Source organism: Marmoricola sp. URHA0025 HA25, assembly GCF_054059435.1.
This window is the reverse complement of record NZ_JBSSCD010000001.1, coordinates 1,782,216-1,804,872: the sequence shown is the minus strand read 5'-3', so window position 1 is coordinate 1,804,872 and position 22,657 is coordinate 1,782,216. Positions and strand designations below refer to the sequence as shown.

Annotated in this window: 25 protein-coding genes and 1 riboswitch; of the genes, 17 read left to right on the top strand and 8 right to left on the bottom strand. The window is 68.0% G+C overall.

The features are described from left to right. The first annotated feature begins 11 nt into the window (after positions 1-11). The 3 genes from ACVW00_RS08825 to ACVW00_RS08815 all read left to right on the top strand — a co-directional run bounded on the left by ACVW00_RS08825 (position 12) and on the right by ACVW00_RS08815 (position 1,272). Entirely contained in the window at positions 12-653 is a 642-nt protein-coding gene (locus ACVW00_RS08825) for a response regulator transcription factor (RefSeq protein WP_457110528.1), read from the top strand. Positions 654-790: 137 nt separating this feature from the next. Next, a complete protein-coding gene (locus tag ACVW00_RS08820; RefSeq protein WP_457110527.1) occupies positions 791-994 on the top strand; it encodes a Flp family type IVb pilin in 204 nt (67 codons plus the stop codon). Between the two features lie 71 nt (positions 995-1,065). Further along, positions 1,066-1,272, top strand: coding sequence for a Flp family type IVb pilin (locus ACVW00_RS08815; RefSeq protein ID WP_457110526.1), 207 nt, complete (start codon positions 1,066-1,068; stop codon positions 1,270-1,272). A 90-nt stretch (positions 1,273-1,362) separates the two neighbouring features. On the opposite strand, the gene ACVW00_RS08810 is transcribed toward ACVW00_RS08815, so the two are convergent. The 6 genes from ACVW00_RS08810 to ACVW00_RS08785 all read right to left on the bottom strand — a co-directional run bounded on the left by ACVW00_RS08810 (position 1,363) and on the right by ACVW00_RS08785 (position 7,067). Further along, the gene (locus tag ACVW00_RS08810; RefSeq protein ID WP_457110525.1) at positions 1,363-2,613 is read right to left on the bottom strand and encodes a M48 family metallopeptidase; all 1,251 of its coding nucleotides are present in this window, start codon (positions 2,611-2,613) and stop codon (positions 1,363-1,365) included. Between the two features lie 4 nt (positions 2,614-2,617). Next, complete coding sequence (locus tag ACVW00_RS08805) at positions 2,618-3,322, bottom strand: hypothetical protein (RefSeq protein ID WP_457110524.1); 705 nt, start codon at positions 3,320-3,322, stop codon at positions 2,618-2,620. A 579-nt stretch (positions 3,323-3,901) separates the two neighbouring features. Further along, a complete protein-coding gene (locus ACVW00_RS08800) occupies positions 3,902-4,900 on the bottom strand; it encodes an NlpC/P60 family protein (protein ID WP_457110523.1) in 999 nt (332 codons plus the stop codon). Positions 4,901-4,911: 11 nt separating this feature from the next. After that, positions 4,912-5,094: riboswitch (cyclic di-AMP (ydaO/yuaA leader) on the bottom strand. A 140-nt stretch (positions 5,095-5,234) separates the two neighbouring features. Then, positions 5,235-5,441: a hypothetical protein gene (locus ACVW00_RS08795; RefSeq protein WP_457110522.1), complete on the bottom strand. Its 207-nt coding sequence runs from the start codon at positions 5,439-5,441 to the stop codon at positions 5,235-5,237. A gap of 88 nt (positions 5,442-5,529) precedes the next feature. Next, positions 5,530-6,813 (bottom strand): NYN domain-containing protein, encoded by a 1,284-nt coding sequence (locus tag ACVW00_RS08790; RefSeq protein ID WP_457110521.1) that lies wholly within the window; start codon positions 6,811-6,813, stop codon positions 5,530-5,532. Next, positions 6,810-7,067, bottom strand: a complete 258-nt coding sequence (locus ACVW00_RS08785) for a hypothetical protein (protein ID WP_457110520.1) — start codon at positions 7,065-7,067, stop codon at positions 6,810-6,812. The genes ACVW00_RS08790 and ACVW00_RS08785 overlap by 4 nt, the downstream gene beginning before the upstream one ends. A 103-nt stretch (positions 7,068-7,170) precedes the next feature. Between ACVW00_RS08785 and ACVW00_RS08780 the strand changes: the two genes are divergently transcribed. From ACVW00_RS08780 to ACVW00_RS08770, 3 genes are read left to right on the top strand one after another with little or no spacing between them, the layout of a single operon-like run. After that, positions 7,171-8,976: a DEDD exonuclease domain-containing protein gene (locus ACVW00_RS08780; protein ID WP_457110519.1), complete on the top strand. Its 1,806-nt coding sequence runs from the start codon at positions 7,171-7,173 to the stop codon at positions 8,974-8,976. 9 nt (positions 8,977-8,985) lie between these two features. Then, a complete protein-coding gene (locus ACVW00_RS08775) occupies positions 8,986-9,264 on the top strand; it encodes an Lrp/AsnC family transcriptional regulator (protein WP_457110518.1) in 279 nt (92 codons plus the stop codon). A 4-nt stretch (positions 9,265-9,268) separates the two neighbouring features. After that, entirely contained in the window at positions 9,269-10,507 is a 1,239-nt protein-coding gene (locus ACVW00_RS08770; protein WP_457110517.1) for a glycosyltransferase family 2 protein, read from the top strand. Here ACVW00_RS08770 and ACVW00_RS08765 read toward each other — a convergent pair. Continuing rightward, complete coding sequence (locus ACVW00_RS08765; protein ID WP_457110516.1) at positions 10,504-11,844, bottom strand: lipopolysaccharide biosynthesis protein; 1,341 nt, start codon at positions 11,842-11,844, stop codon at positions 10,504-10,506. The two genes, ACVW00_RS08770 and ACVW00_RS08765, sit on opposite strands and share 4 nt — an antisense overlap. 126 nt (positions 11,845-11,970) lie before the next feature. Between ACVW00_RS08765 and rfbF the strand changes: the two genes are divergently transcribed. Genes rfbF through ACVW00_RS08730 form a run of 7 tightly spaced genes read left to right on the top strand, consistent with a single transcriptional unit; the run spans position 11,971 to position 18,053 of the window. After that, positions 11,971-12,735, top strand: a complete 765-nt coding sequence (gene rfbF, locus ACVW00_RS08760; protein ID WP_457110515.1) for a glucose-1-phosphate cytidylyltransferase — start codon at positions 11,971-11,973, stop codon at positions 12,733-12,735. 1 nt (position 12,736) lies between these two features. Continuing rightward, on the top strand, positions 12,737-13,810 hold the full coding sequence (gene rfbG / locus ACVW00_RS08755; RefSeq protein WP_457110514.1) for a CDP-glucose 4,6-dehydratase: 1,074 nt from the start codon (positions 12,737-12,739) through the stop codon (positions 13,808-13,810). Beyond that, positions 13,807-15,054: a class I SAM-dependent methyltransferase gene (locus ACVW00_RS08750; protein WP_457110513.1), complete on the top strand. Its 1,248-nt coding sequence runs from the start codon at positions 13,807-13,809 to the stop codon at positions 15,052-15,054. The genes rfbG and ACVW00_RS08750 overlap by 4 nt, the downstream gene beginning before the upstream one ends. Then, positions 15,051-15,590 carry a dTDP-4-dehydrorhamnose 3,5-epimerase family protein gene (locus ACVW00_RS08745; RefSeq protein ID WP_457110512.1) on the top strand — a complete coding sequence of 180 codons (540 nt, stop codon included), beginning with the start codon at positions 15,051-15,053 and terminating at the stop codon, positions 15,588-15,590. The genes ACVW00_RS08750 and ACVW00_RS08745 overlap by 4 nt, the downstream gene beginning before the upstream one ends. Continuing rightward, positions 15,575-16,249 carry an acetyltransferase gene (locus ACVW00_RS08740; protein ID WP_457110511.1) on the top strand — a complete coding sequence of 225 codons (675 nt, stop codon included), beginning with the start codon at positions 15,575-15,577 and terminating at the stop codon, positions 16,247-16,249. Before ACVW00_RS08745 ends, ACVW00_RS08740 begins: the two co-directional genes overlap by 16 nt. Next, positions 16,246-16,926, top strand: a complete 681-nt coding sequence (locus ACVW00_RS08735) for a cephalosporin hydroxylase family protein (RefSeq protein ID WP_457110510.1) — start codon at positions 16,246-16,248, stop codon at positions 16,924-16,926. Before ACVW00_RS08740 ends, ACVW00_RS08735 begins: the two co-directional genes overlap by 4 nt. 5 nt (positions 16,927-16,931) lie before the next feature. Continuing rightward, complete coding sequence (locus tag ACVW00_RS08730; RefSeq protein ID WP_457110509.1) at positions 16,932-18,053, top strand: DegT/DnrJ/EryC1/StrS family aminotransferase; 1,122 nt, start codon at positions 16,932-16,934, stop codon at positions 18,051-18,053. 6 nt (positions 18,054-18,059) lie between these two features. On the opposite strand, the gene ACVW00_RS08725 is transcribed toward ACVW00_RS08730, so the two are convergent. Then, positions 18,060-19,142 carry a glycosyltransferase family 4 protein gene (locus tag ACVW00_RS08725; RefSeq protein WP_457110508.1) on the bottom strand — a complete coding sequence of 361 codons (1,083 nt, stop codon included), beginning with the start codon at positions 19,140-19,142 and terminating at the stop codon, positions 18,060-18,062. 193 nt (positions 19,143-19,335) lie between these two features. On the opposite strand from ACVW00_RS08725, the gene ACVW00_RS08720 reads away from it, so the two are divergent. From ACVW00_RS08720 to ACVW00_RS08705, 4 genes are read left to right on the top strand one after another with little or no spacing between them, the layout of a single operon-like run. Next, the gene (locus tag ACVW00_RS08720; protein ID WP_457110507.1) at positions 19,336-20,025 is read left to right on the top strand and encodes a glycosyltransferase family 2 protein; all 690 of its coding nucleotides are present in this window, start codon (positions 19,336-19,338) and stop codon (positions 20,023-20,025) included. Continuing rightward, complete coding sequence (locus ACVW00_RS08715; protein ID WP_457110506.1) at positions 20,022-20,369, top strand: DUF2304 family protein; 348 nt, start codon at positions 20,022-20,024, stop codon at positions 20,367-20,369. The genes ACVW00_RS08720 and ACVW00_RS08715 overlap by 4 nt, the downstream gene beginning before the upstream one ends. After that, positions 20,366-21,826 carry a DUF2142 domain-containing protein gene (locus ACVW00_RS08710; RefSeq protein WP_457110505.1) on the top strand — a complete coding sequence of 487 codons (1,461 nt, stop codon included), beginning with the start codon at positions 20,366-20,368 and terminating at the stop codon, positions 21,824-21,826. The genes ACVW00_RS08715 and ACVW00_RS08710 overlap by 4 nt, the downstream gene beginning before the upstream one ends. Then, entirely contained in the window at positions 21,823-22,608 is a 786-nt protein-coding gene (locus tag ACVW00_RS08705) for a glycosyltransferase (RefSeq protein ID WP_457110504.1), read from the top strand. Before ACVW00_RS08710 ends, ACVW00_RS08705 begins: the two co-directional genes overlap by 4 nt. Positions 22,609-22,657: the final 49 nt, after the last annotated feature.

Here is a 22,657-nt window from a genome sequence, read left to right as displayed (position 1 = left end):
AGGGAGCCCCCATGACCACCTCAGTGGTTCTGGTCGACGACCATGAGCTCATCCGGAACGGCCTTGCCGGGGCATTCACCCGGGACGACTCGTTCACGGTGGTGGGTCAGGCGGGGACCGTCGCGGAAGGTCTTGCAATCGTCGAGGAGGCACTGCCCGACGTGGTCGTGGTGGACCTCCAGCTGCCGGACGGTTCCGGGCTCAACCTGGTCCGGGCCGTCCGGAAGGAGCGCAAGGGTGTGGGCCTGGTGGTGCTCACGATGTATGCCGGCGACGAGCAGATCTTCGCCGCGATGGACGCCGGTGCGTCGGCTTTTGTCGGCAAGGACGCTCCCAGCACCGAGGTCGTCGCCGCCGCTCGCCACGCTGCGGTCTCGCCGCTCAGCTTCACCTGCGCAGGCCTTCCAGAAGCGATGATGCGGCGCATGTCGTCGGCGAACCCTCGACTCTCTGATCGCGAGCGCCAGGTGCTCGATCTGCTCGCGGACGGCCTCGGCGTCTCCTCGATCGCCGGCAAGCTGTACATCAGCGAGTCCACCGCCAAGACCCACATCGCCAAGGTGTACGAGAAGCTCGGGGCCGCCAACCGCGCGCAGGCGCTGGTCGCCGCGATGCGGATGGGGCTCATCGACACCTCCGCTCCGCCGCACTGACCAGGGCGCCTAGTCCGAATGGACTACGTGATTCGGGACGGATAGCCGATTTCTGCAATGTCGGACAAATGGGACAGTGATGTGTCCGGTCATCCTTGCCGGCATCCACATCGAGTTCCCGAGGGGAAGGAACCCCAATGCTTCAGTACTTCCGCAACATCACCGCCAAGCGCGACGAGGACGGCGCGTCCGCTGTCGAGTACGGCCTCCTGGTGGCGGCGATTGCCGCCCTCATCGTCATCGTCGTCTTTGCCCTCGGCGGCATCATCAAGGACGTCTTCCGCAACACGTGCGACCAGATCGACTCGCACTCGACGACGACCACCACCTGCGCCTCCTGACGATCGCTCGGCACGGGCCCTCGGGCCCGTGGCCGAAGTCTTATGACCACCTCGGAAGCTTGGGGGGACCCATGAAGTACGACCTCGCCCGCGCCTTGAGGCGCAGAGGAAACGAGGACGGCGCATCAGCCGTCGAGTACGGCCTGCTCGTCGCCGCCATTGCGGCTCTGATCGTCATCGTGGTGTTCGCCCTGGGCGGCATCGTCAGGGATGTCTTCAGGAACACCTGCGACGACATCGATGCGAGGGCAACGACCACGACCACCTGCTCTTCGTAGTCACTGGTCCACTTCTTTGGCTGTGGGTCCGCAACGGGCCCACAGCCAAAGACATGCCTGGCCGCGGCTCCTCACTGGTCCGCGCACGCGTCATCGAGCTGCGACTGATCTGGCCATTCCCACCCGCTGCAACGCGGTCGGGTGCGAGCCGAACCAGAACTGGCTCCACGCCGGCGGCGTCGGGTCCGACAAGGACCTCAGCGCCAGCTGCTTCTGCATCTCGATGAACGTCCTGGGGTCACCGGTGGCCTCGAGCGACGTACGGTCCGCACGCGCCTCGATGGCCCGGCTTATCGTGTTCTGCACCGGGCTCGCGAGCAGCGATCCAACCACGGAGAGCGCGAGCAGCAGTGGCACGACCCGCGGGTCGGCCAGACCGGCCACGTCGGCTCGCCGCAGCACCGCTCGGCGGGTGATGACGACTCCCAGCAGGCCGACGCTGAACGCCGCGCCCAGCGCCCCGAGGACCGTCCCGGTCAGCACGTCGTCATGCTTCGCGTGGCCCAGCTCGTGCGCGACCACCGCCTCGACCTGGCCCCGCGGCAACCCGCTCAGCAGCGTGTCGTAGACGACCAGCCGGCGGGTGCTGCCGAACCCGGAGACGTAGGCGTTCAGCGTCGTCGTACGCCGTGACGCGTCGGCCACGAGCACGTCGTCGAGGTGCACGTGCTCGCGCGCAGCGAGCGCGAGGATGTCCGAACGCAGCGGTCCGGCCTTCATCGGCGTGAAGTGGTTGAACAGCGGTTCGACCAGGACCGGGTAGACGAACGACCCCACCATGGCGAGCGAGGCGGCGGCGAGCGCTCCCCACAGCGGCCAGGTGCGCGGCGCGAGACGAGCCAGGCCGACCACGACGAGCAGCGCGACGGTCGTGAACACCCACGTGACTCCCAGCCCGATGGCCCGGTCCGCGAGCCAGCCGGCCCAGTCCTGGTGGCTGAGACCCTCTGACAGCTGCACACGTTGCGCGCTCCAGGCCAGCGGCAGCGCGGCCAGGGCGCCGACGACCGTGACGACGAGGCACCCGAGCACGACCTTCGCCCACCACCAGCCGGGGAGACGGGCCACCAGGGCACTGCCGAGCCGCGTGAACCCGAGCATCCCGGCGACCAGGACGCTCACGAGGAGGTTGCCCCACGCCGCGCGCCGCAGCAGGCCGGAGACGTGCTCGCCGCGTGCGATCTCCCGGGCCGAGAAGACGTCGGTCGCCGACACCGCGTGCACGTGGCCGCCGGGCAGCCAGTGCCAGGGGACCACGAGAGCGGCGACGACCACGAACGCGACCCCTGTCGAGACGGCCACGGCAAGGCTCAGCCTCAGGCTGGGGCGCGCTTCGGTCACGAGCTCACCCGTCCAGTCCCCCGATGAGGTGACGGAGGTCGGCGCGCCACTTGGTCACGAACTGGGCCTCGTTCGTCCCCAGGATCTTCTGGAACGCCGCCGAGAGAGGCTCCCCGGCGCTCACCTTCTCGTAGAACGTGACGAGCTTGCCCTCGCCGTACTCCATCGCCATGAAACGGGTGGCCAGCCAGGCCTCCTCGTACGTCGCACCGAGACCGCTTGCGGTCGGGTCGAGCTCGGACGCCGTCGGCAGGTGGTCGGGGGGACCGTCCTTCCGCATTCGCGCCAGGATCTGCGAGGCCGCGGTGCGGACCGGGATGCCTGCGTGGGCCAGGGCGACGTAGTCGGCAAACCCCTCCAGCAGCCAGGTCGGTACGTCGGCAAAGGTGGCGCTCGTGGCCACGTGGGTGGTCTCGTGACTGACGACGACCTGGGCGCCGCGCGGGCCCAGACCGTCGAACACCTGGGGATTGAGGAAGACGTGGACCGGTGAGCCCGGCACCAACGAGCCGTCGACCGTGGTCGTGACTGCTGCGATGTTGGCGTACTGCGCCTGAGGTGCCGCCAGCGCCTGGTCGAGCTGCTCCTCACTCGCAGGCCCTTCGATCACCAGCTTCCCGTGCCAGCCGGGCAGCACCTTGCCGACGTCGGCGAGAGCCTGCCGGGCGAGGGCGAGGTAGCGCTCGCCCTGTGTGCCCGTGGTGATCACCAGTGCGCGAGGGTCGGCCGACGTGGTCACCGGTGCCGGTGGTCCACAACGGTGTCCGCGCGTCTCCCCCGCCGACGCCGGCGATCAGCGCGCGGCCGGACCCGGTCACGAACACGAAGCGGGTCTCGAGCCGGGTCGGTTGCGCATCCCAGCCGTCGACCCGGTAGGCGAGCTCGACGGTGCCGGCCCATGCCCTGCCGCCGTACCGCTGCCGCTCCGAGGCGCTCAGGGCGCTCTCGTCGTCGACGAACCGCATCGACAGGTCCACGAGCCGGAGCTTCGCGGCGTTGGCGGCCATGGCCTCGAGGGTCGGACGTCCGCTCGAGCTGCCGAGCGCTTCGGCCGCATCCTGGTCACGCGACTCCAGGGCGTGCACCAGCCTGGTCAGGGTGAGCTGGGCGGAGACCTCACGAGCGTCGGTCGAGTCACCGGCCGGACGCGGGGGCGTGACGGTCTCGTCGTGCGAGCAGCCGGAGAGCGCGATCGTGGCAGAGAGGACGAGTGCCAGCCAGCCGGCGCCGAGCGTGCGATGTCGTCGACCGCCGCGTGCTCCCACGGTGGTCGAGCCTAGTCGACGGCTCAGCCCGGGCGGACGGCGCCGGAGTACGGCATCGAGTGCAGCGCCGAGACCCGGACACCCGAGCTCGGGTTCAGCGCGTTCACGATCAGTCCGTTGCCGATGTACATGCCGACGTGGCTCACCGGGCTGTAGTAGAAGACCAGGTCACCGGGTTGCAGCTCGCTCTCGGACACGCGTGTTCCCGAGCCCTGCTGGGCGCTCGAGGAGTGCGGCAGGCCGACGCCGGCCATGCCCCAGGCCCGCATCGTCAGTCCGGAGCAGTCGTAGGCGTTCGGGCCTGCGGCGCCGTACACATAGGCCTTGCCGACCTGGGCCATCGCGAACCGCACGGCTGCTGCGGCACGACCCGAGGCGGCGACGTCGGGGATGTCGCCGGTCCAGCCGCCGGAGAGGATCTTGGCCCGCGCCTCTGCCTCGAGATGGTCGAGGAGGTCCTGCGCCTTGGCAGCCTTCTCGTCGATGTCGGCCTTCTCCGCGGCCATCTTCTTCTGCAGTGCGGAGAGCCGGTCGGCCTCGGCCTTGACCGCAGCCTTGCGCAGCTTGAGGCGGTCGAGCTGGGTGCTGAACTCCTTCATCACCTCGCCGCGCTGGTTGTTGTAGGCAGAGACCGCGTTGAGGTTCGCGAGGAACGCGTCGGGGTTCCGCGAGAGCACGACCTGCGACGTGGTGGAGAGCGCGTCGCCCTGGTACTGGTCGACGACCATCGAGGCGACCTGCTCGCGCATCGCGTCGACGACCTGCTGCTGGCGCGCGAGGTCGGAGTTGAGCGCCCCGAGCTTGGTCCTGGTCTGGTCGAGCTTCACCTGGGCGTCGTTGTAGCGCTCCGAGGCCTGCTCGGCGAGATGGTCGTACTTCTCGACCTGCTTCTTCACCGTCGCGAGGTCGGGCTTCGCCGTCGCCGAGGGCGTGGCGAAGCCGATGCCCACGACGACGAGGGCGGTCACGAGAGTGGTCAGGGTGGCTGCGATCGCGGGGATGCGCTTCCGGCCGTTCTGCACGAGCGGACGGTCTCCTCTTTGTCTGACGCCTACCAGGTGAGCTGACGGATTCGGACGCAAAGATCGCCCTACCAGCGCCCCTCGGTCAGATCGGTGACCTCGGTGCGCCGGATTCACCCCAAGGAACGTGGTTCCCCGGCTCCGGTTTCGCGCTCCCCCGAGAAGCACGACTCCAGACTCGGCGCGGTCCCTGAGCTACCGTCGGTAGCTGGTGCAGGGACCTTGTGAGCCATGACGATAAACGAACGGTAACGACGTGCCAAACCGCGCCCCGCGGGAGATGGTTGTGTCTTTCACCACTTGGGACACAGCGGCCCCATTGGTCACTCCAGCATCAGGCGGACTCCACCTCCGGGCCTGCCAGAGGCGTGACCATCCGCAGCGGCGGGACCAGTCCGGAGCTGGCCAGGACCTCGAACGCCTGCTGCTCCTCCGCGTCGAAGCTGAGCTCCGGCGGTGGTCCCAGCAGCACGGTCACCACGCAGTCGTGACACGCCAGCCCACGGACGAGACAGGTGTCGCAGTCGACGCGCACGCTCATCGCTTCACTCTCCTTCACGCCCGTCGGTGGGCTCGAGAACCACCGTGACAGCGACCACCGACAAGACCGCGCCGAGCCCGGTCCGACCTCAGCCCAGCAGCCGCACCAGGGATCGCGCCGCGACGACCCGGACCCCCGCCTGCCGGGTGACGTCGCGGACGATCTCCTGGTCGCTGGTGACCACCCCTACGGGCCTCCCCGGCGGCTCGGCGGCGACGAGGTCCCGGATGACGTCGTCCGCGAGGACGCCGCGAGGACTGAACAGCACGCGCACTCCGCGCGGGTGCTGCACAAGCGGGCGGGTCTCCGCGTTCGTCCCGTCGAAGACGACCGTGATCTCCGCCCCGGACTGTGCGGACAACGGTCCCAGCGCCTTCAGCAGGCGCGTCCGTTGTGCCTCCAGGCTCGTCGCGTCCCACTCCAGCCTCGTCACGTTGTAGCCGTCGATGATCAGGTGGATCCGCGGCAGGGCGAGGAGCTCGCGCACGAGCGCCGGGTCGTCGACCGGGCGTGACGCCGTACCGGTCGAGGGCCGCGCCCCGGCCTCAGCCAGGTGCGCCTCCACGTGGTCCGCCGGTGAGCCGGTCGCGACCGGAAGTGCGAGCTCCTGGCGCAGCCCCTGTGCGGCCTGCAGCAGGGTGTCCATCAGGAGCCGTGCCCGCAGCGTGCCCTCGTCCCGCGTGGTGCGAGCGGTCCGCTGGGCGCGAGCGAGCTCACCCTCTCGTGTGGTGACCAGCGACTTGAGCCGCCGGATCTCACCCTCGGCGGCCGCGACCTCGGCCTCCAGGCGAGTCGTGCGCTCCGTGGCCTCGGCGGTCGACCGCTCGGCATCACTCCGGGAGGCGCGCGCCTGGGCACGCGCTTCGCCGAGCTTTCGGCGGAGGTCCGCGATCTCGCTCTTGGCGGCGCCCAGCTCCGCCTTGGCCGTGCGCCTGATCTCCCCCTGCGTCGCGAGGGCGGCGTCGAGGCGACTCCGAAGTGCTGCGATCTCCGTGGACTCCTCCTCGGGCTGCTGGCCCCGTGCGTTCTCCTGCGCGGCCGCGTCGAGCAACACCTGCCAGCCGTCCGGTCGCACGAGAAATGCCAGCGCCGCGCTGTCGACCGAGCCGGCACCCTCAGCGAGCTGCGAGGCGACGTCGGCGTGCCGCGCCTGGGCCTGTACGGCGATTCGCTCGCGGAACGTGTCGTCGCTCGCCAGCTGGTCGAGGATCTGCTGCCCGGCGATCCGTGCACGACGCGCCGGCGCGAACGTCGCCGCCCGTTTGAGCGGACCCGGGACGTGGTCGGCCGGGAGCACTCCGAGAGCGTCGGCCGCGTAGGTGATCACCCGGGCGCGGACCCGCTCGGGCAGCGCCTCGGGTGCGCCCGTCATGAGCCCGGGGATCCCTGGACGTCCGCGCCCGCACGGTCGACGAGCTCGATGGCGTCGGCGCGACCGCACCAGCGGCACGTCACCGACTCGACCAGCTCCTCGTGGACCACCGTCTCCTCGACGACGTGGTCACCGCCGAGGTCGAAGTGCCAGAACTCCGTCGTACGCCGCGTCCGGGCCACGTCGAACCGGGTCAGGTTGCCGCAGCCGGCGCACCGCCAACGCTGGTGGGCGGCCGGAAGCGTGAGGTCCACGATCTCTCCTCCGGGTAGCTCGCCCGCACCGCTGGCGGATACGAGCAGCCTATTGCGCGCGTCGAACCGGAATCTGTCGGCGCGGCTTCCTACCGTCAGGGACATGAGCTCCGCCCCGCTGGTCGCGCCCCCGACGCCGGGCTCCTCGGCGACGTCGCGCTGGGCCAGCCAGATGAGCTTCGACGAGCTCGGCCGGCCGCTGCGCGACCTGACCTTCTGCGTCGTGGACCTCGAGACGACCGGCGCGGCCGTGTCCCAGGGCTCGATGATCACCGAGATCGGCGCCGTGAAGGTGCGAGGTGGCGAGATCGTCGGCGAGTTCCAGACGCTGGTCAACCCCCATGCCTCGATCCCCCCGTTCATCGCCGTGCTCACCGGCATCACCAACTCGATGGTGGCGGCCGCGCCGTCGATCGAGGTCGTCCTCCCCTCGTTCCTCGAGTTCGCGCGCGGCACCGTCCTGGTGGCGCACAACGCCCCCTTCGACGTGGGTTTCCTCCAGCACTTCGCGCGACAGCTCGGACACTCGTGGCCGGCGTTCGAGGTCGTCGACACCGCACGCCTGGCGCGCCGCGTGGTGACCCGCGACGACGCCCCCAACTGCAAGCTGAGCTCCCTGGCGATCGCCTTCGGATCGGCCACGACGCCCAACCACCGCGCGCTCGCAGATGCGCGGGCCACCGTCGACGTGCTCCACGGACTGTTCGAGCGCCTCGGCACCCAGGGCGTCCACACGCTCGAGGAGCTGCAGACGTTCACGTCCCGGGTCACCTCCGCGCAGCGCCGCAAGCGCCACCTCGCCGAGCACCTGCCGCACGCACCGGGCGTCTACCTGTTCCGCGACGACCGCGACCGGGTCCTCTACATCGGCACCTCGCGCGACCTGCGCTCGCGCGTCCGCTCGTACTTCACCGCCTCGGAGACCCGCTCGCGGATGGGCGAGATGGTCGGCCTGTCGACCAAGGTCGAGGGCATCGAGTGCGCGACACCCCTCGAGGCGGAGGTGCGTGAGCTGCGGCTGATCGCCCAGCACAAGCCGCGCTACAACCGGCGCAGCCGCCACCCGGAAAAGGTCCACTGGCTCAAGCTCACCAACGAGCCCTGGCCGCGGCTGTCCCTCGTCCGGCGGGTGATCGACGACGACGCGGACTATCTCGGCCCGTTCGCGTCCCGGAAACGTGCGGAGAAGTCGCTGGCGGCTCTCCACGAGGCGTTCCCGGTCCGCCAGTGCAGTGGCCGGCTCCCGCTGCTGCCCTCACGGAGCCCGTGCGTCCTCGCGGAGATGGACCGCTGCCTCTCCCCCTGCGACGGCAGCGTCGACCTGGACACCTACGCGCTGATGGTCTCCGACCTGCGCGACAACCTCCTCCGGCGGGCGGACGCGGTCGTCGAGGCGATCGCCGCCAAGATGGACGCGCTGGCCGCGGAGCAGCGCTATGAGGACGCCGGGGTGCATCGCGACCGGCTCGCGGCCTTCGTCCGGGCGGCCTCCCGCACGCAGCGCCTGAGCGCGCTCACCCGTTGCGCCGAGGTGGTTGCCGCGAGGCGTGAGGACGACGGACGCTGGGCCGTCCACGTGGTCCGTCACGGTCGGCTGGCAGGCGCCGGCGTCATCCCCGTCGATGCGAACGCTCGCGACTACGTCGACCAGCTCCGGCTCATGTCGGAGGCAGTCTCACCCGGACTGGGGCCGACCCCCGCGGCGACCGCCGAGGAGACCGAGAAGATCCTGCGGTGGCTCGAGAGCCCGGCGATCCGGCTGGTCCACGTCGACGGCGAGTGGACCTGTCCGGTGCGGGGGGCGTCGAGGCACCTCGCTGCCCACGACGCCGTGGAGCAGTCACGGCTCAGCCTCGTGCCCTTCGACGAGCGGCGCTCACTGCCGACCGTCCACCAGCCCGCGCGATAAGTTGCGTCCATGATCACCGCCATCGTCTTCGTGAAGGCCGACGTCGCCCGGATCCCGGAGGTCGCGGAGGCGATCGCAGCACTCGAGGGTGTGAGCGAGGTCTACTCGGTGACCGGTCAGGTCGACCTCATCGCGATGGTCCGGGTTCGGGACCACGATGCCGTGGCGGACGTGGTCGCCGACCAGTTGAACAAAGTGCCCGGCGTACTGGAGACGGAGACGCACATCGCCTTCCGCGCCTACTCGCAGCACGACCTCGAGTCGGCGTTCTCACTCGGGCTGGACTAGGTACTTGACCGAGCGATTCACGATCCTTCTGCCTACTAGGCAGCGAGCCGACACGCTCGAATCAGCCCTCCGTACCTGCATCAGCCAAGACCTGTCCGACCTCGACATCCTTGTCAGTGACAACGCGAGCACTGACGAGACGCGAGGAGTTGTAGCTGGGTTCGACGATTCACGGATCCGTTACATCAATCCAGGACGCAGACTAGGCATGTCAGAACATTGGGAGTTCGCGCTCAGCCACGTCGCGAACGGATACTTCACAATCATCGGAGATGACGACGGAGTCATGCCGGGGGGCATCGCTCGAGCACGAACTTTGATGGAAGAGGAGGGTGCTGACGCGCTGATCTGGCCCCTCACCGCGTACTACTGGCCCCGTTACGCAGACCCGGCGCTGGCCGATCATGTTTCCGTCCGCGTGCCGACGAAGGAACACGTTGGATTCATCGACGCGAAACAGACTTTGGAGAAGGTGGCACACTTCCGGCTCCCCCATTACTGGCTACCGTCGCCCTACTGGGGAGCAGTGCACACTCGAACAATCGAGCGGTCTCGGGCGAAGGATGGTCGCTTCTTCCGTTCAATCACCCCAGACCTATATGCAGGCACTGCGATCGCATCGACATCCCAGTGTTATCTACGCACCAACCGTCCGTTGACCTTGAGTGGGTCGTCGCACCACAGCAACGGCGCGAGTGCGCTTGCCTCCGCAAGACAAGGTCAGCGAGCAGACGCACGTGAGCAATACATCAGCGAGAACTCCATCCCGTTTCACCCAGACCTCAAGTTCGCAGGCAGCATTCCAATTGTTCTCACCGAGGCGCTCCTACAAACGCGAGACTCGTTGGAACGGGACGTACCAGTGCCGGACCTGGAAACATTGGTTCGAGCGGCGCTCCGCCACCCAGAACTGGTGTTCAACCCTCGTGCTCGGGCCGACGTTGAACAGACGTTGCGGGCGATCGGTGACCTTCGTTCCGATAGCTCTCGTGTCGAAGACCTTATTAGGCACGAAGGCCGATTCTCCGCGGTGCAGTTCTTGTGGGCGGGTCTGGCAAACGTTCTGACTGGCAATCCGGTCCATGCCTGTCCCCCGGAAGTTCAAAACATCGACGACGCGACGAAGTTCGTAGACTCTTTGCTCCACGAAGGCGACCGCCTTGGAGTAGTGCGTATCAACACGAGGGGGCGGCTGGCGAAGGTGCTCGCAGCAGGCCGAGTCGCCCGCGGACGTCTTACCTAGGTTCTACGAGTGTTTGCTACTCGCTCCGCAGACAGCAAACGTGGAACAACGCACATGCCCACAGGCACCGTGCACACGACGCTGGCGATGAGAGTGCCCCAACCCGGGCCCGAGATTCCAATCTGTCTCGTGAGCAAGAGAGAGATTGGGAAGTTCATCGCAGCCATGGCGATCGCCGCAAAGGCGTGAAGTCGAACGCGCCCAGTCGCGTTCATCAGCAGGTAAGCGGGTGAAGTGACGAAGCTGATCACGCTTGCTGCCGCAAGGGCTAGCAGCAAGGCTCTGTGCGGTCGCAGCTCGGAGGAGAACACGGCGGCGATGAGATCCGGTCCCACCAGGACCACAACTGCCCCGGCAACAAGCGATGTCAGGGCGCCAAAGGCCGTGGACATGATGAGCCGAGACCTGATCCAACCGAGGTCACCGCGGGCGAAGGCTTCACCGAACGCCGGCCACAGCTGGAGCAATGCCGGCGTCAACGACGCACTTATCAGGCCGAACACTCGGACGGCCAACGCGAACTCGCCCGCGTCCGCAGCGCCGAGGATGCTCGCGACGATCAGCGCGTCAACTTGGAAGCTGGCCGCCGTGGCCAGCATGATGACGAAGTACCAGCCGCTGACCTTCCGAAGCACCTCCCACTCGGCACGGCTGACGTGCTTGGCGTGCGGTCGGAGCTGGGGGGCGAGCCACCACACTGCGGCGAACCCGGACGCGATCCCGGCCAGAGCCGGTGCTCCCAGCGCCACCAGCACGTACATGAACAACGGCCAGCCGGCTTGGGTACTGACCACGAGTCCGACGGCCGCCAGAACCGCACCTCCGAGCAGCCAGAGGTTCGCCAGCCCCCCTCGGTCGATCCCGTAGAGGATCCGCTGGCCGATCGCCGCCGGGACCGAAAGGCCGGCCGCGAGTGCAGTCGCCAGGACCGCATGGACGACCGCGGCATTCGACACAGCCCCAGCGCCCAACAGCGTCTGCCACGGCACAACCAGCAACGACAGAACGAGCAGCAGCCCGGTGACCAGGCCGGCGGTCGTCGCAGCCACGATCGCGGTGGAGACGGCACGGACCGCCCCTCCCTCGTCCCCTACGCCGCGGAGCTCGGCCAGCCTGGTCGTCAGTGCGCCGCCGATTCCGAAATCAGCCAGGGCGAAGAGGACTGCGAGACCGGTCAGGGTGGCGAAGATGCCGAATTCTGCAGCGGACAGCTCACGTGTCACGAACGGCAGCGAGACAAGCGTGGCGATTGCGATCGACATCTGGAGGCCGGCCCCACCCACGAGCGTGCGCAGAATCGCCCGGTCTCTGGCACGCGCGCGCGTCGGCTGGTTCAACGAGCTCTCTTTCGATCGATGGTCCACGCGGCTGACCGCTCGACTCCTTCGCGAACGTCGGCGGATGCGGCACCAGACAGGCTAGCCTCAAGGGCGGATACGGGGCCCGTTACAACAGGAGTGCGCGTGAAGATCGTGATCCTTGCGGGAGGCAGGGGTACCAGGCTCTCCGAGGAGACGCACGCCATCCCGAAGCCGATGGTCGCAATCGGCGGTCGGCCGATCATCTGGCACATCATGAACCACTATGCCTCCTACGGCTTCAACGACTTCGTGGTCGCTTGCGGGTACAAGGGTGAGGTCCTGAAGGACTTCTTCCGGAGCTACCAGGCCCGGGAGTCCGACTTCACCGTCGACCTCTCCGACGGCAGCCTGTCGGTCTTGTCGAAGCCGGAGACCGATTGGCGGGTCACGCTGGTCGACACAGGGCTCGACACCAGGACCGGCGGGCGCGTCAAGCGACTCGCGCGCCACCTCGACGGGACATTCCTGCTGACCTATGGCGATGGCCTGTCCGACGTACCCGTCGACCGGGTGATCGATCACCATCGGTCTCTCGGCGCCCTGGCGACCGTGACAGCGGTGCACCCCATCCCGCGCTGGGGCGCGCTGACGATTGCCGACGACCGGGTCACCGGGTTCACGGAGAAGCCGGCAGATCCGAGCAGCTGGGTCAACGGCGGGTACTTCGTCATGGAGCCGGGCGTCCTCGACCTCATCGACGGCGACGAGTGCGGCCTGGAGCAGGAGCCGATGCAGAAGCTGGCATCGGACGGCCAGCTCGCGGCGTACCAGCACGACGGTTTCTGGATGGCGATGGACACTGCCCGCGACCGCGACGAGCTCAACTCGCTCTGGGACGATGGCTCCGCTCCATGGATCGGGCGATGAGGTGGCCGCTGCTACACGGATCCCCTCCCGCGAGTTCTGGCGCGACCGACGCGTGCTGGTCACCGGCCACACAGGCTTCAAGGGCAGCTGGCTCACCAGGTGGCTCGTCTCGCTCGGTGCTGAAGTCGCAGGAGTCGCCCTGCCCGAGCTTCCCAGCACACCGGCGCTCTGGAGCGAGCTCGGCCTCTCCGTGGCGAGCGACATCCGTGCCGACATCGCAGGGGCGGACTGGCAGGGTCCAGCAGCCGAGTTCGACCCGCAGATCGTCGTCCACCTTGCCGCGCAGCCGCTGGTCAGCGCGGGTTACGCCGACCCGCTCGGCACCTTTGAGACGAACGTGGTCGGTACCGCGAAGCTCCTCGCCGAGACCCCTCGGCTGACGTCGCTCGACGCAGTCCTGGTGGCCACCACCGACAAGGTCTACGACACGGCCTCAGCCCCGCCGTACGTCGAGTCGATGCCGCTGGGCGGCAAGGACCCGTACGCCGCGAGCAAGGCTGCCGCCGAGCTGGTGGTCGGTTCGTGGCCCCGGGGTGAGGTTCCCGTCGTCACCGCGCGCGCCGGCAACGTGATCGGCGGCGGCGACTGGGCGACCGACCGGCTCGTTCCCGACCTGGTCCGCGCCTGGTCGGACGGCGGATCGCCGGAGCTGCGTCGGCCGGACGCGGTACGTCCCTGGCAGCACGTCCTCGAGCCGCTGTGCGGCTACCTGGTGTACCTCGAGGAGCTCGTGGCAGGCACCGAGCTCCCCCGCGCGCTCAATTTCGGCCCGAGCTCGCTCCAGACCGTTCCCGTTCGCGAGGTCGCCGCCCGCGCCGCCGAGGTCTGGGGTCGCGCCACCGGGGAGGAGCCGCCGCCCTACGGGTTCGCTCCTGTCTCACCGATGAAGGAGACGCAGTTCCTGGAGATCGACTCGACGCTCGCCGCGAGCTCGCTGGGCTGGCGCAGCGTCCTCGACTGGCGAGCCGCGGTCGACCTGACGATCGAGTGGTACGCGAGGCGAGCCGCTGGCGCGTCGGCAGACGAGCTGGTGCGCGACCAGCTGCGCGAGTTCTCCAGCGTGGTCTCATCGTGACCGCCGAGCAGCTCAGCCGGCGCGGGACCGAGACGTGCCGGGCGTGCGGGGCCGCCGACCTGCACTCGGTCCTGGATCTCGGAGAGCAGCCGCTCGCGAACCGGCTGCTGCGCAACCCCGAGGAGGCCGACCCGACGTACCCGCTCCACCTGAGGATCTGTGGCACCTGCGCGCTCGGGCAGGTCGGTGAGTTCGTGACGCCGGAAGAGATCTTCAACGACTACCCGTACCTGTCCTCGATGAGCTCCTACTGGCTTGAGCACCTGGCCGGTTACGCCCGCCAGATGCGCGTGGAGCTGTCCCTGACTGGGCACGACCTCGTCGTCGAAGTGGCGAGCAACGATGGTGCACTGCTGAAGGGCTTTCGTGATGCCGGGCTCAGGGTTCTGGGCATCGAACCGGCCGCCAACGTCGCTGCGATTGCCGAAGCGGGCGGGGTGCCGACCGAGTGCGCCTTCTTCGGACGGGAGACCGCCGAGCGGATCCGCAACGACCACGGCACACCTCGTCTTGTTGCCGCCAACAACGTGATGGCCCACGTCCCCGACCTGGACGACTTCGTCGGCGGTCTGGCTGCCTTGAGCGGTCCGCACACGGTGATCACGATCGAGAACCCGGGATTCACGAGCCTGCTGCTCCAGCGCCAGTTCGACACGATCTACCACGAGCACTTCAGCTACCTGTCGGCCACTGCCGTCTCCGCGCTGGCCGAACGGCACGGCCTCACTCTCGTGCGGGTCGAGCAGCTGCCGACCCACGGAGGCTCACTTCGCTACTGGCTGGCGCCACGAGACGCGATGCCCACGGATCCGTCCGTCCAGGTTGCGGTCGAGGCAGAGACAGCGGAGGGACTGCGCGATCCGAGCCTGTGGAATGCCTTCCGGAGCGACTGCCTCCGCACGATCGACGAACTGCGCGCATGGCTCGACGACCGTGCGGTCGACGGTTCCGTCGTGGCCGGTTACGGCGCAGCTGCGAAGGGCAACACCCTGCTGAACGCGGCGGGCGCTGGACCCGACGACCTGGTCGCCGTCACCGACCAGAGCCCCGAGAAGCAGGGCCGCTACCTCCCGGGGTCCAGGATTCCGGTCGTCCCGCCGTCCAAGCTCGCCGACTTCGCGCCCACAGACGTGTTGATCCTGCCGTGGAACATCGCGTCGGAGCTGCGCGCACTCATTCGAGACCACGTTCCTGAGGCCCGGATCTGGATCGCCATCCCGGACATCCACGAGGTCGACGCATGAGCTCAGAGCCGAGGCCCTTGTCGTTCCGGGGCGCGTTCGTACTCTCCGGGGTGCGGCACGAGGACAGCCGCGGCGACTTCAAGCGTGTGCTCGACCTGGACCTGCTGCCCGGCGCAGGCCGTGACCCAGCAAGCACGTATCTCGCAACGGCGCTGAACCGCCGCCGCGGGACGATCCGGGGTCTGCACTACCAGGAACCGCCCTACGAGGAGGCGAAGACGGTGTGGTGCACGAGCGGGGCGATCTTCGACGTCCTGGTCGACCTGCGACCCGACGAACCGACCTTCGGCCAGTGGATCTCGGTCGACCTGCATGCCGACGACGTCACCGCCCTGCACGTCCCTCCAGGGATCGCCCACGGCTACCAGACGATCGAGGACGAAACCGTCGTCAGCTACCTGATCAGCGGGACGTACGAGCCCCGCAGCGCGCGCACGATCAGCTGGAGCGACAAGACCCTCGCCATCGACTGGCCGCTGCAGGTCAGCGAGATCTCCGAGCAGGACGAAGGGGCACCGCCGTGGCCGACGAGATGAGCCCCCTCTCCCGGTCGGCCCCCATTCTCATCTGGGGGGGCTCCGGTCACGCCCGCGTGCTCAGGGAGGCCCTGGGCGCTCGAGCGAAGGACGTCGTCGCAGTGGTCGACCGCCGGGATATCCCTCCTCCGTTCCCCGGTATCGAGCTGGTCTGCGGAGATGCTCGAATCGATGGCTGGCTGAATGCCGTCGGCGATCTCGAGAAGTTTGAATTCCTCGTGGCCGTCGGGGGCGGGCACGGGCCGGTGCGGGTCCAGATCCACAACCGTCTGACCACCCTGGGCATGATGCCGCTGTCCATCGTCCACCGCACAGCGTTCGTCGCCAGCGGAGCGAAGTGCCAGCCGGGTTCTCAGGTTCTCGCCCAGGCGGCAGTGTGCGAAGGCGCAGAGATCGGCAGTCAAACCATCGTCAACACCGGTGCCAGTGTCGACCACGAGTGTGTGGTCGGCCCTGGCGTGCACATCGCCCCAGGAGCGCACCTTGCCGGCCTGGTCCGGGTGGACGAAGGGGCGTTCATCGGGACAGGGGCAACGGTCGTGCCGCGCGTCCACATCGGCGCGGGCGCTGTTGTCGGGGCAGGCTCCGTTGTGTTGCGCGACGTCCCCCCCGGAACGACCGTCGTCGGAAACCCAGCACATTCGAGGAGCGAAGAATGACCACCAATTTCCAGAGGCTGACTCACGAGTGGTTCATCGAGAGCGTCCGTGAGAAGTACTCGTACAACTTCACCTGGATGGGGCGCCCGGTCATCCAGTACCCCCAAGACCTGGTGGCGCTCCAAGAACTCATCTGGAAGATCCGCCCCGAGGTCGTCGTCGAGACCGGCATCGCCCACGGCGGTTCCCTGGTGTTCAGCGCCTCCATGCTCGAGCTGGTAGGCGGAGCGGGACGAGTCATCGGAATCGACATCGACATCCGGGAGCACAATCGAGCGGCTCTGGACGAGCACCAGATGCGCACCAGGATCGACCTCATTGAAGGGTCTTCGATCGATCGCGGGATCGTGAACCAGGTGCGGACTGCCGTGGGCAACGCGAAACCGGTCCTGGTCATCCTCGACTCGATGCACACCCACGAGCACGTCCTCGAGGAGCTGCGGGCCTACTCGTCCATGGTCGGTGCAGGAAGCTATCTCGTCGTCCTGGACACGATCGTGAACAACCTTCCCGCGGAGCTGTACCCGGACCGTCCTTGGTCTCCCACCGACAACCCGTTGACAGCCGTCGAGGCCTTCCTGGAGGAGAACGATCGCTTCGAGATCGACTCCGAGCTGGAGAACCGGCTCGCGATCACGACGGCGCCCAGCGGGTTCCTCCGCTGCGTCAAGGATTGACCTCCGTGGACCGTATCCCGGTGGCCGGCCCCTCGATCACCGAGAAGGAGATCGCGTACGTGACCGCTGCCGTGACGGACGCCTGGTACGCACACGCAGGCGGGCCGATCGCGCAGTTCGAGTCCGACTTCGCGTCGTTCACGGGTCGGAGCCATGCCGCGGCGTTGCCCTCCTGCACGGCCGGGATCCACCTGGCACTCGCCGCCCTCGGCATTGGGCCAGGTGACGAGGTCGTTGTCCCGGACCTCACCTGGATCGCCAGCTCCGCCCCGATTTCCTACGTCGGTGCGACACCGGTCTTCGCAGACGTCGATGCCGAGACGCTGTGCCTCACTGCAGAGACGATCGAGGCTTGCCTCTCGCCGCGGACACGGGCAGTCATCGTGGTCGATCTCTACGGTGCGATGCCAGACATGAGCGCCATCCAGGACCTGGCGGACCGAGAAGGCTTCGTCGTGATCGAGGACGCTGCCGAAGCGATCGGTTCCACATACCAGGGCGGGCCTGCCGGCAGCTTCGGCCAGCTGAGTGTGTTCAGCTTCCACGGGTCGAAGACGCTCACCACCGGGGAAGGCGGAATGCTGGTCACCGACGATCACGCGTTGATCGAAAGGGTCAACGTCCTACGTGACCACGGGCGCGCTGTGGGCGACCGGGCGTTCAACAATCACGAGGTCGCGTTCAAGTACAAGATGACCGCCCTCCAGGCGGCCCTGGGGTTGGCCCAGCTTGAGCGGATCGATGAGCTGACGGCCAAGAAGCGTGCCCTGCACGAGTGGTACCGGACCCGGCTCGAAGGGCGGTCGGACCTCTCGGTGTACGCGAGCAGGAACCCTGGCGTCGTGTGGTGGATGACAAGCGTTCAGATCGACCCAGCGGCCGGCTGGGACAAGGACCGGCTTCAGGAACGGCTGGCAAATGTCGGCGTCGACACCCGGCCCTTGTTCCGACCCCTGAGCAGCCTGGCTGCTTATGCAGACGAGGAACAGGCGTCGATCGCGCAGGCCCGGAACCACGTCGCGTACCGGGTCAGTCCGTACGGACTCAACCTCCCGTCGGCTCTCTCGCTCACCGAGACCGACGTAGATCGCGTCTGTACCGAGCTGATCGGCGCTCTCGACTCCTGATGCGGCTCACGCCTGGGCGGCGGCGGCCCGATAGCTCGCGACGTGAGCCTCGGCGCACGCTTCCCAGGTGAATCGACTGACATGAGCGCGCCCCCTGGCAGCAAGCTCGGTGCCGTCGTCGATCGCCGACAAGATCCCTTGGGCGATCGACATTGGGTCCAGGGGGTCAAACAGCACCGCAGCGTCACCACATATCTCGGGCACCGACCCTGCATCGGCAGCTGCCACAGGGCAGCCGGCCGCCATGGCCTCCAGCGGGGGGAACCCGAACCCCTCATAGAGGCTCGGAAAGGCCAAGCACGCAGCCGATGAGTAGAGCTCCCGCAGCACCGAACTGTCAACCTGGCCGAGGTGCTCGGACCAGGAGGGCAACGCGCCCAGACGGTCCGTGTTCTGGCCGGTGAGAACCAGGCGCATGGCGGGATGCCGCTCCCGGACGATCTCCATGGCAGCCAGCAGGCGCTGGTGGTTCTTGTGCGGCCAGGCCGCGGCGGGATAGAAGACGAAGTCCAGCCTGGTGCCCTCTCCCCGCTTGAACCACTCGGGCGCGACGCCGAGGTGTGCGACGTCGATCCGGTCAGGTCCGACGGCCAGTTGATCGACGATGCGCTCGCGGCAGAAGTCGCTGATGGTGATCACCCGATCGGCACGGCGGGCGGTCGCGTCGTAGGCGAGCCGCCGATACACGCGCTCGGATCTCGTGAACATCCCAGGCAGGTCACGATGCTGGACGTCGAGCAGGGTGACGACCCATGGAGTGTTGTGCACGCGCGGAACCGGCACGATCAGGGGATGGTGCACGACGTCCGCTGAGCGCATGGCCTCGCGCAGGTCACCGGATGCAGTCCACCCCTTCGCGATCGTCGTGAGGCGGCCGCGCACACTCGGCTCGCTCTTGATCCTGTGCGCGACGACCTCGCGAGCCCCGACGAAGTTGCCGGCCGAGACGGGCGGGACAATCACAGTGAGCTCGACGTCCGACTGCCGGCCCAGGGCGTCGACAAGCCCGCGCACGTAGGTTTCACTGCCCCCCATGTGGCCGGGGACAAGGGTCAGGAGAGGCATTGTCACCCGCAGGGGTGCCGTCACCAGGTGCTCCGGACCACGAGCACGAACCTAGCGTGCAACGCTCGCCGCGCGTGCATCGCTGAAGACCGCGCCATGACTAGTCATTTCTGACCACACCCGCCAGCCAGTCGGCCAATACTCTCCTCGACCACCGCACCTATGTCCGAATTGGGACTATCCTCGGACCAGCCGTTTGCCATCGTTGGGGGGAAGCATGGACGCGAGAGCTGCGTGCGTGATCGTTCCGGCGTACAACGAAGCCGCGGTGATTGCGGTCACGGTCTCGGACCTCCGGACGAGTTTCGCGCACGTCATCGTGATCGACGATGGCAGCAGCGACAACACAGCTGACGTCGCCCGCGCGGCCGGCGCCACCGTGATCAGGCACGCGATCAACCGTGGTCAGGGTGCCGCGCTGCAGACCGGCTTCGACTACTTCCTGCAGCGCTCTGACGCCGACCTGTGCGTCACCTTCGACGGAGACGGGCAGCATCTGGTCGAAGACGCCGTCGCCATGGTCGAGCGCGCCCAGGAACGATCCCTCGACGTCGTGCTCGCCTCCCGCTTCCTGGGCAGGACCGAGGACATGCCCCGCTCCCGTCGGCTACTGCTCCGGGCCGCGATCCGATTCACACGTGCGACCACCGGACTGAAGCTCACGGACACCCACAACGGCCTACGGGTGCTGAGTCGTTCCGCCCTCGGCAAGATCCGGCTGCAGCAGGATCGGATGGCCTACGCCTCCGAGTTGGAGTCGTTGGTCGCACGACACCAGCTGGTCTGGGAGGAAGTGCCGACCACCGTCATCTACAGCGACCATTCGCGTGCCAAGGGCCAGACGAACAGCAACGCCGTCAACATCGTCTTCGACCTTGCCGTCGATCGGATCCGCGCCCCGCGATGATCATCAAGATCCTGTTGATCGCTGCAGCGATCGCCTTCGGATTCGTGCTGCTCCGCGACACCAGCACCAGCCGGCACCTGGCGCTGATCCGGATCACCGGCATCCTCGTCGTCGGCGGCGGCATCTTCGCCGTGCTCTTTCCGCTGAAGGTCACCTATGTAGCCAACAAGGTCGGCGTCGCGCGGGGTACCGACCTGGTGCTCTACGTCCTGGTGATGGTCTTCCTGTTCACCTCGGTGTCGCTGTACCAGCGGCTGCACACAGTCGAGTCGCAGATCAGCGAGTTGACCCGGCACCTGGCGCTGATGAGCCCCCGGGGCCCGGAGAACGAGGCTGACGAGTGACCGCCAGGAGGACCTTCACCACGGCGTTCGTCGGCATCCTCCTCATCCAAGCCGCCTGGATCGCGGCCATGCCCGCGTTCCGGGGACCCGACGAGTTCGACCACGTCTATCGGGCTGAGGGTGTCTCACACGGGGCGATCGTGGTCCGTGACGGCGTTCCGACAGCACGGGGAGGCCTGACTCCGGTACGCCGCTCGGTGATCGATGCCGCCTCGGGCGTCTGCGCGAGCCTTCCCTACACGCTGGTCCACAATTGCGAGGCCTACGGTCCCTATGACGGGGAGTGGGGTGAGGTCGGCTCGGGCGCCAATTCGTACAACCCGGCCTACTACGTCGTGGCCGGCAACGTCGGTCGCTTCTTCGACGGGGTGGCTGTCGACTACGTCATCCGGGCCGTGACCGCGATCATCTGTGCGCTGTTGCTCGCCTGGGCTGCAGCGCTGTGGATGCGCGACGGTCCGTCGCGCTGGCGCACTCTCGCCTTCGCCGTCGCGCTGACCCCGGTGCTGACCTACAGCACCGCGATTGCGGCGCCGAACGGTGTCTCCTACGCGGCCGCGGTCCTTCTCTGGACGGCGGGCCTCACCTTCTTGAGCGGGGCCCGCGAGGACGCTCCTCGCGGCTGTCTCGCCGCGGTGGTGACTGCCGCGATCGTGCTCTGCAACACCCACACAACCGGACCGATGTGGACCGTGGTCATCCTGCTGACCTGGCTCCTCCTCAAGCCGGCCGCGGTGTGGCAGACCCTCCGCGACGCACGCAACTGGCCGGCGGTCGCTCTGATCGGGCTCGGCGGCGTGGCCTCGGTGCTGTGGACGATCAGCTCCGGCGCGAACCTGCCAAGCTCGTCCGGCACGGTCCCGGGCACCCCGGAGATCGGCCAGCTGGCCAGCAACGAGTTTCTCTGGTTGGTACAGACGATCGCCGCCTTCCCGCTGCGCAACGAGCTGGCGCCCCCTGCCGTGTACATCCTCTGGGTCATCGGGTTCACGATGCTGCTGGTGCATGGGCTGCGCTCCGGTGGGCGGGCCGGACTGATCGTGGTCTGGCTGATCGTCGCCACCTTCGCCATCCAGACCGGCCTCACCTACGTCGGCTTCCAGACCGACGGCTACGCCTGGCAGGGCCGCTACGGCTTGCCTCTGACCGTGGCGCTCGCCCTGATCCCGGCCTACCTCGACAGCGGGCGAAGGCAACCGTTCCGTCCGCTCTACCACTGTGCGCTCTTCGCGCTCCCGATCGCCACGGCCATCTCGATCTGGCACGTCGCGCACAACGAGCGCAACTTCCTGCAGCGCCCCTGGACCGACTACCTCCAGCTGGGACCGACTCTGGCTGGCCTCCTCGCGGCTTGCGGCACGCTCATCCTGATCAAGGCACTCGCAGGCTCGCACGTCCCGGCGGTCAACGTGGCCGAACAGCCGAGGGTCGCCGAGGTCACCGGAAGCGCGCGATGACCGTTCTGATGGTCGTCCCGACTCTCGGTGAGCGACCGGCGATGCTTCGCAAGTCCCTCGAGTCGATCGCGACGCAGGGAGTCGACGTCGACATCGTCGCCGTCGCGCCGCCGGGCAAGGGCGTCGAGGAGCTGGTCACCGAATTCGGCGGACGGTTCGTGCCGGACCCGGGCCAGGGTGGCCAGTCGGGCGCCATCAACGCCGGGATCGCCGCTGCAGCCGAGGGCACGGAGTACTTCGCCTGGCTCGGCGACGACGACCTGCTCGCTCCCGGCTCGCTGGCCGCGACGACTGCGGCGCTCGCCGCCAGGTCCGACGCAACGCTGGCCTACGGCTGGTGCGACTACATCGACCTCGAGGGCCGCGTGGTCTTCCGCAGCAACGCCGGGCGGATCGCGGACTGGATCCTGCGCTTCGGCCCGAACCTGATTCCCCAGCCGGGCTCGCTTGCGCGGTTCAGCCACGTGCGCGAGCTGGGCGGGGTGAGTGTCGAGGCGACCCAGACCATGGATCTGGACCTGTGGTTGCGGCTCCGGAAGCGTGGTCCCTTCGTCGCGCTCAACCAGACCCTGGCGAGCTTCCGCTGGCATGCGGACTCGCTCACGGTCCGTGACGAGAAGTTCTCGATGAACCAGTCCGACGAGACCCGGATGCGGCACATGACGCCACTGGGCGCACGTCTCTACAGGACTGTCTTCCGCTGGCCAGGCTGGTGGGCCCTGTGGCTCGCCAAGCGCCGGGTCCGCTTCAACACCGCCCGCGCCGCCCGAGCCGGACGATGACCCGCAGCTGAACGAGCACGTCGCCTCGGCTGACCACTAGCCTCGAAGC

Excerpts from the sequence above, each read along its gene's own strand:
- ACVW00_RS08820 (WP_457110527.1), top strand. The coding sequence starts at position 791 with ATGCTTCAGTACTTCCGCAACATCACCGCCAAGCGCGACGAGGACGGC.
- ACVW00_RS08720 (WP_457110507.1), top strand. The coding sequence starts at position 19,336 with ATGGACGCGAGAGCTGCGTGCGTGATCGTTCCGGCGTACAACGAAGCC.
- ACVW00_RS08825 (WP_457110528.1), top strand. The coding sequence starts at position 12 with ATGACCACCTCAGTGGTTCTGGTCGACGACCATGAGCTCATCCGGAAC.
- ACVW00_RS08715 (WP_457110506.1), top strand. The coding sequence starts at position 20,022 with ATGATCATCAAGATCCTGTTGATCGCTGCAGCGATCGCCTTCGGATTC.
- ACVW00_RS08780 (WP_457110519.1), top strand. The coding sequence starts at position 7,171 with ATGAGCTCCGCCCCGCTGGTCGCGCCCCCGACGCCGGGCTCCTCGGCG.
- ACVW00_RS08790 (WP_457110521.1), bottom strand. The coding sequence starts at position 6,813 with ATGACGGGCGCACCCGAGGCGCTGCCCGAGCGGGTCCGCGCCCGGGTG.
- ACVW00_RS08745 (WP_457110512.1), top strand. The coding sequence starts at position 15,051 with ATGAGCTCAGAGCCGAGGCCCTTGTCGTTCCGGGGCGCGTTCGTACTC.
- ACVW00_RS08795 (WP_457110522.1), bottom strand. The coding sequence starts at position 5,441 with ATGAGCGTGCGCGTCGACTGCGACACCTGTCTCGTCCGTGGGCTGGCG.
- ACVW00_RS08735 (WP_457110510.1), top strand. The coding sequence starts at position 16,246 with ATGACCACCAATTTCCAGAGGCTGACTCACGAGTGGTTCATCGAGAGC.
- ACVW00_RS08705 (WP_457110504.1), top strand. The coding sequence starts at position 21,823 with ATGACCGTTCTGATGGTCGTCCCGACTCTCGGTGAGCGACCGGCGATG.
- ACVW00_RS08815 (WP_457110526.1), top strand. The coding sequence starts at position 1,066 with ATGAAGTACGACCTCGCCCGCGCCTTGAGGCGCAGAGGAAACGAGGAC.
- ACVW00_RS08775 (WP_457110518.1), top strand. The coding sequence starts at position 8,986 with ATGATCACCGCCATCGTCTTCGTGAAGGCCGACGTCGCCCGGATCCCG.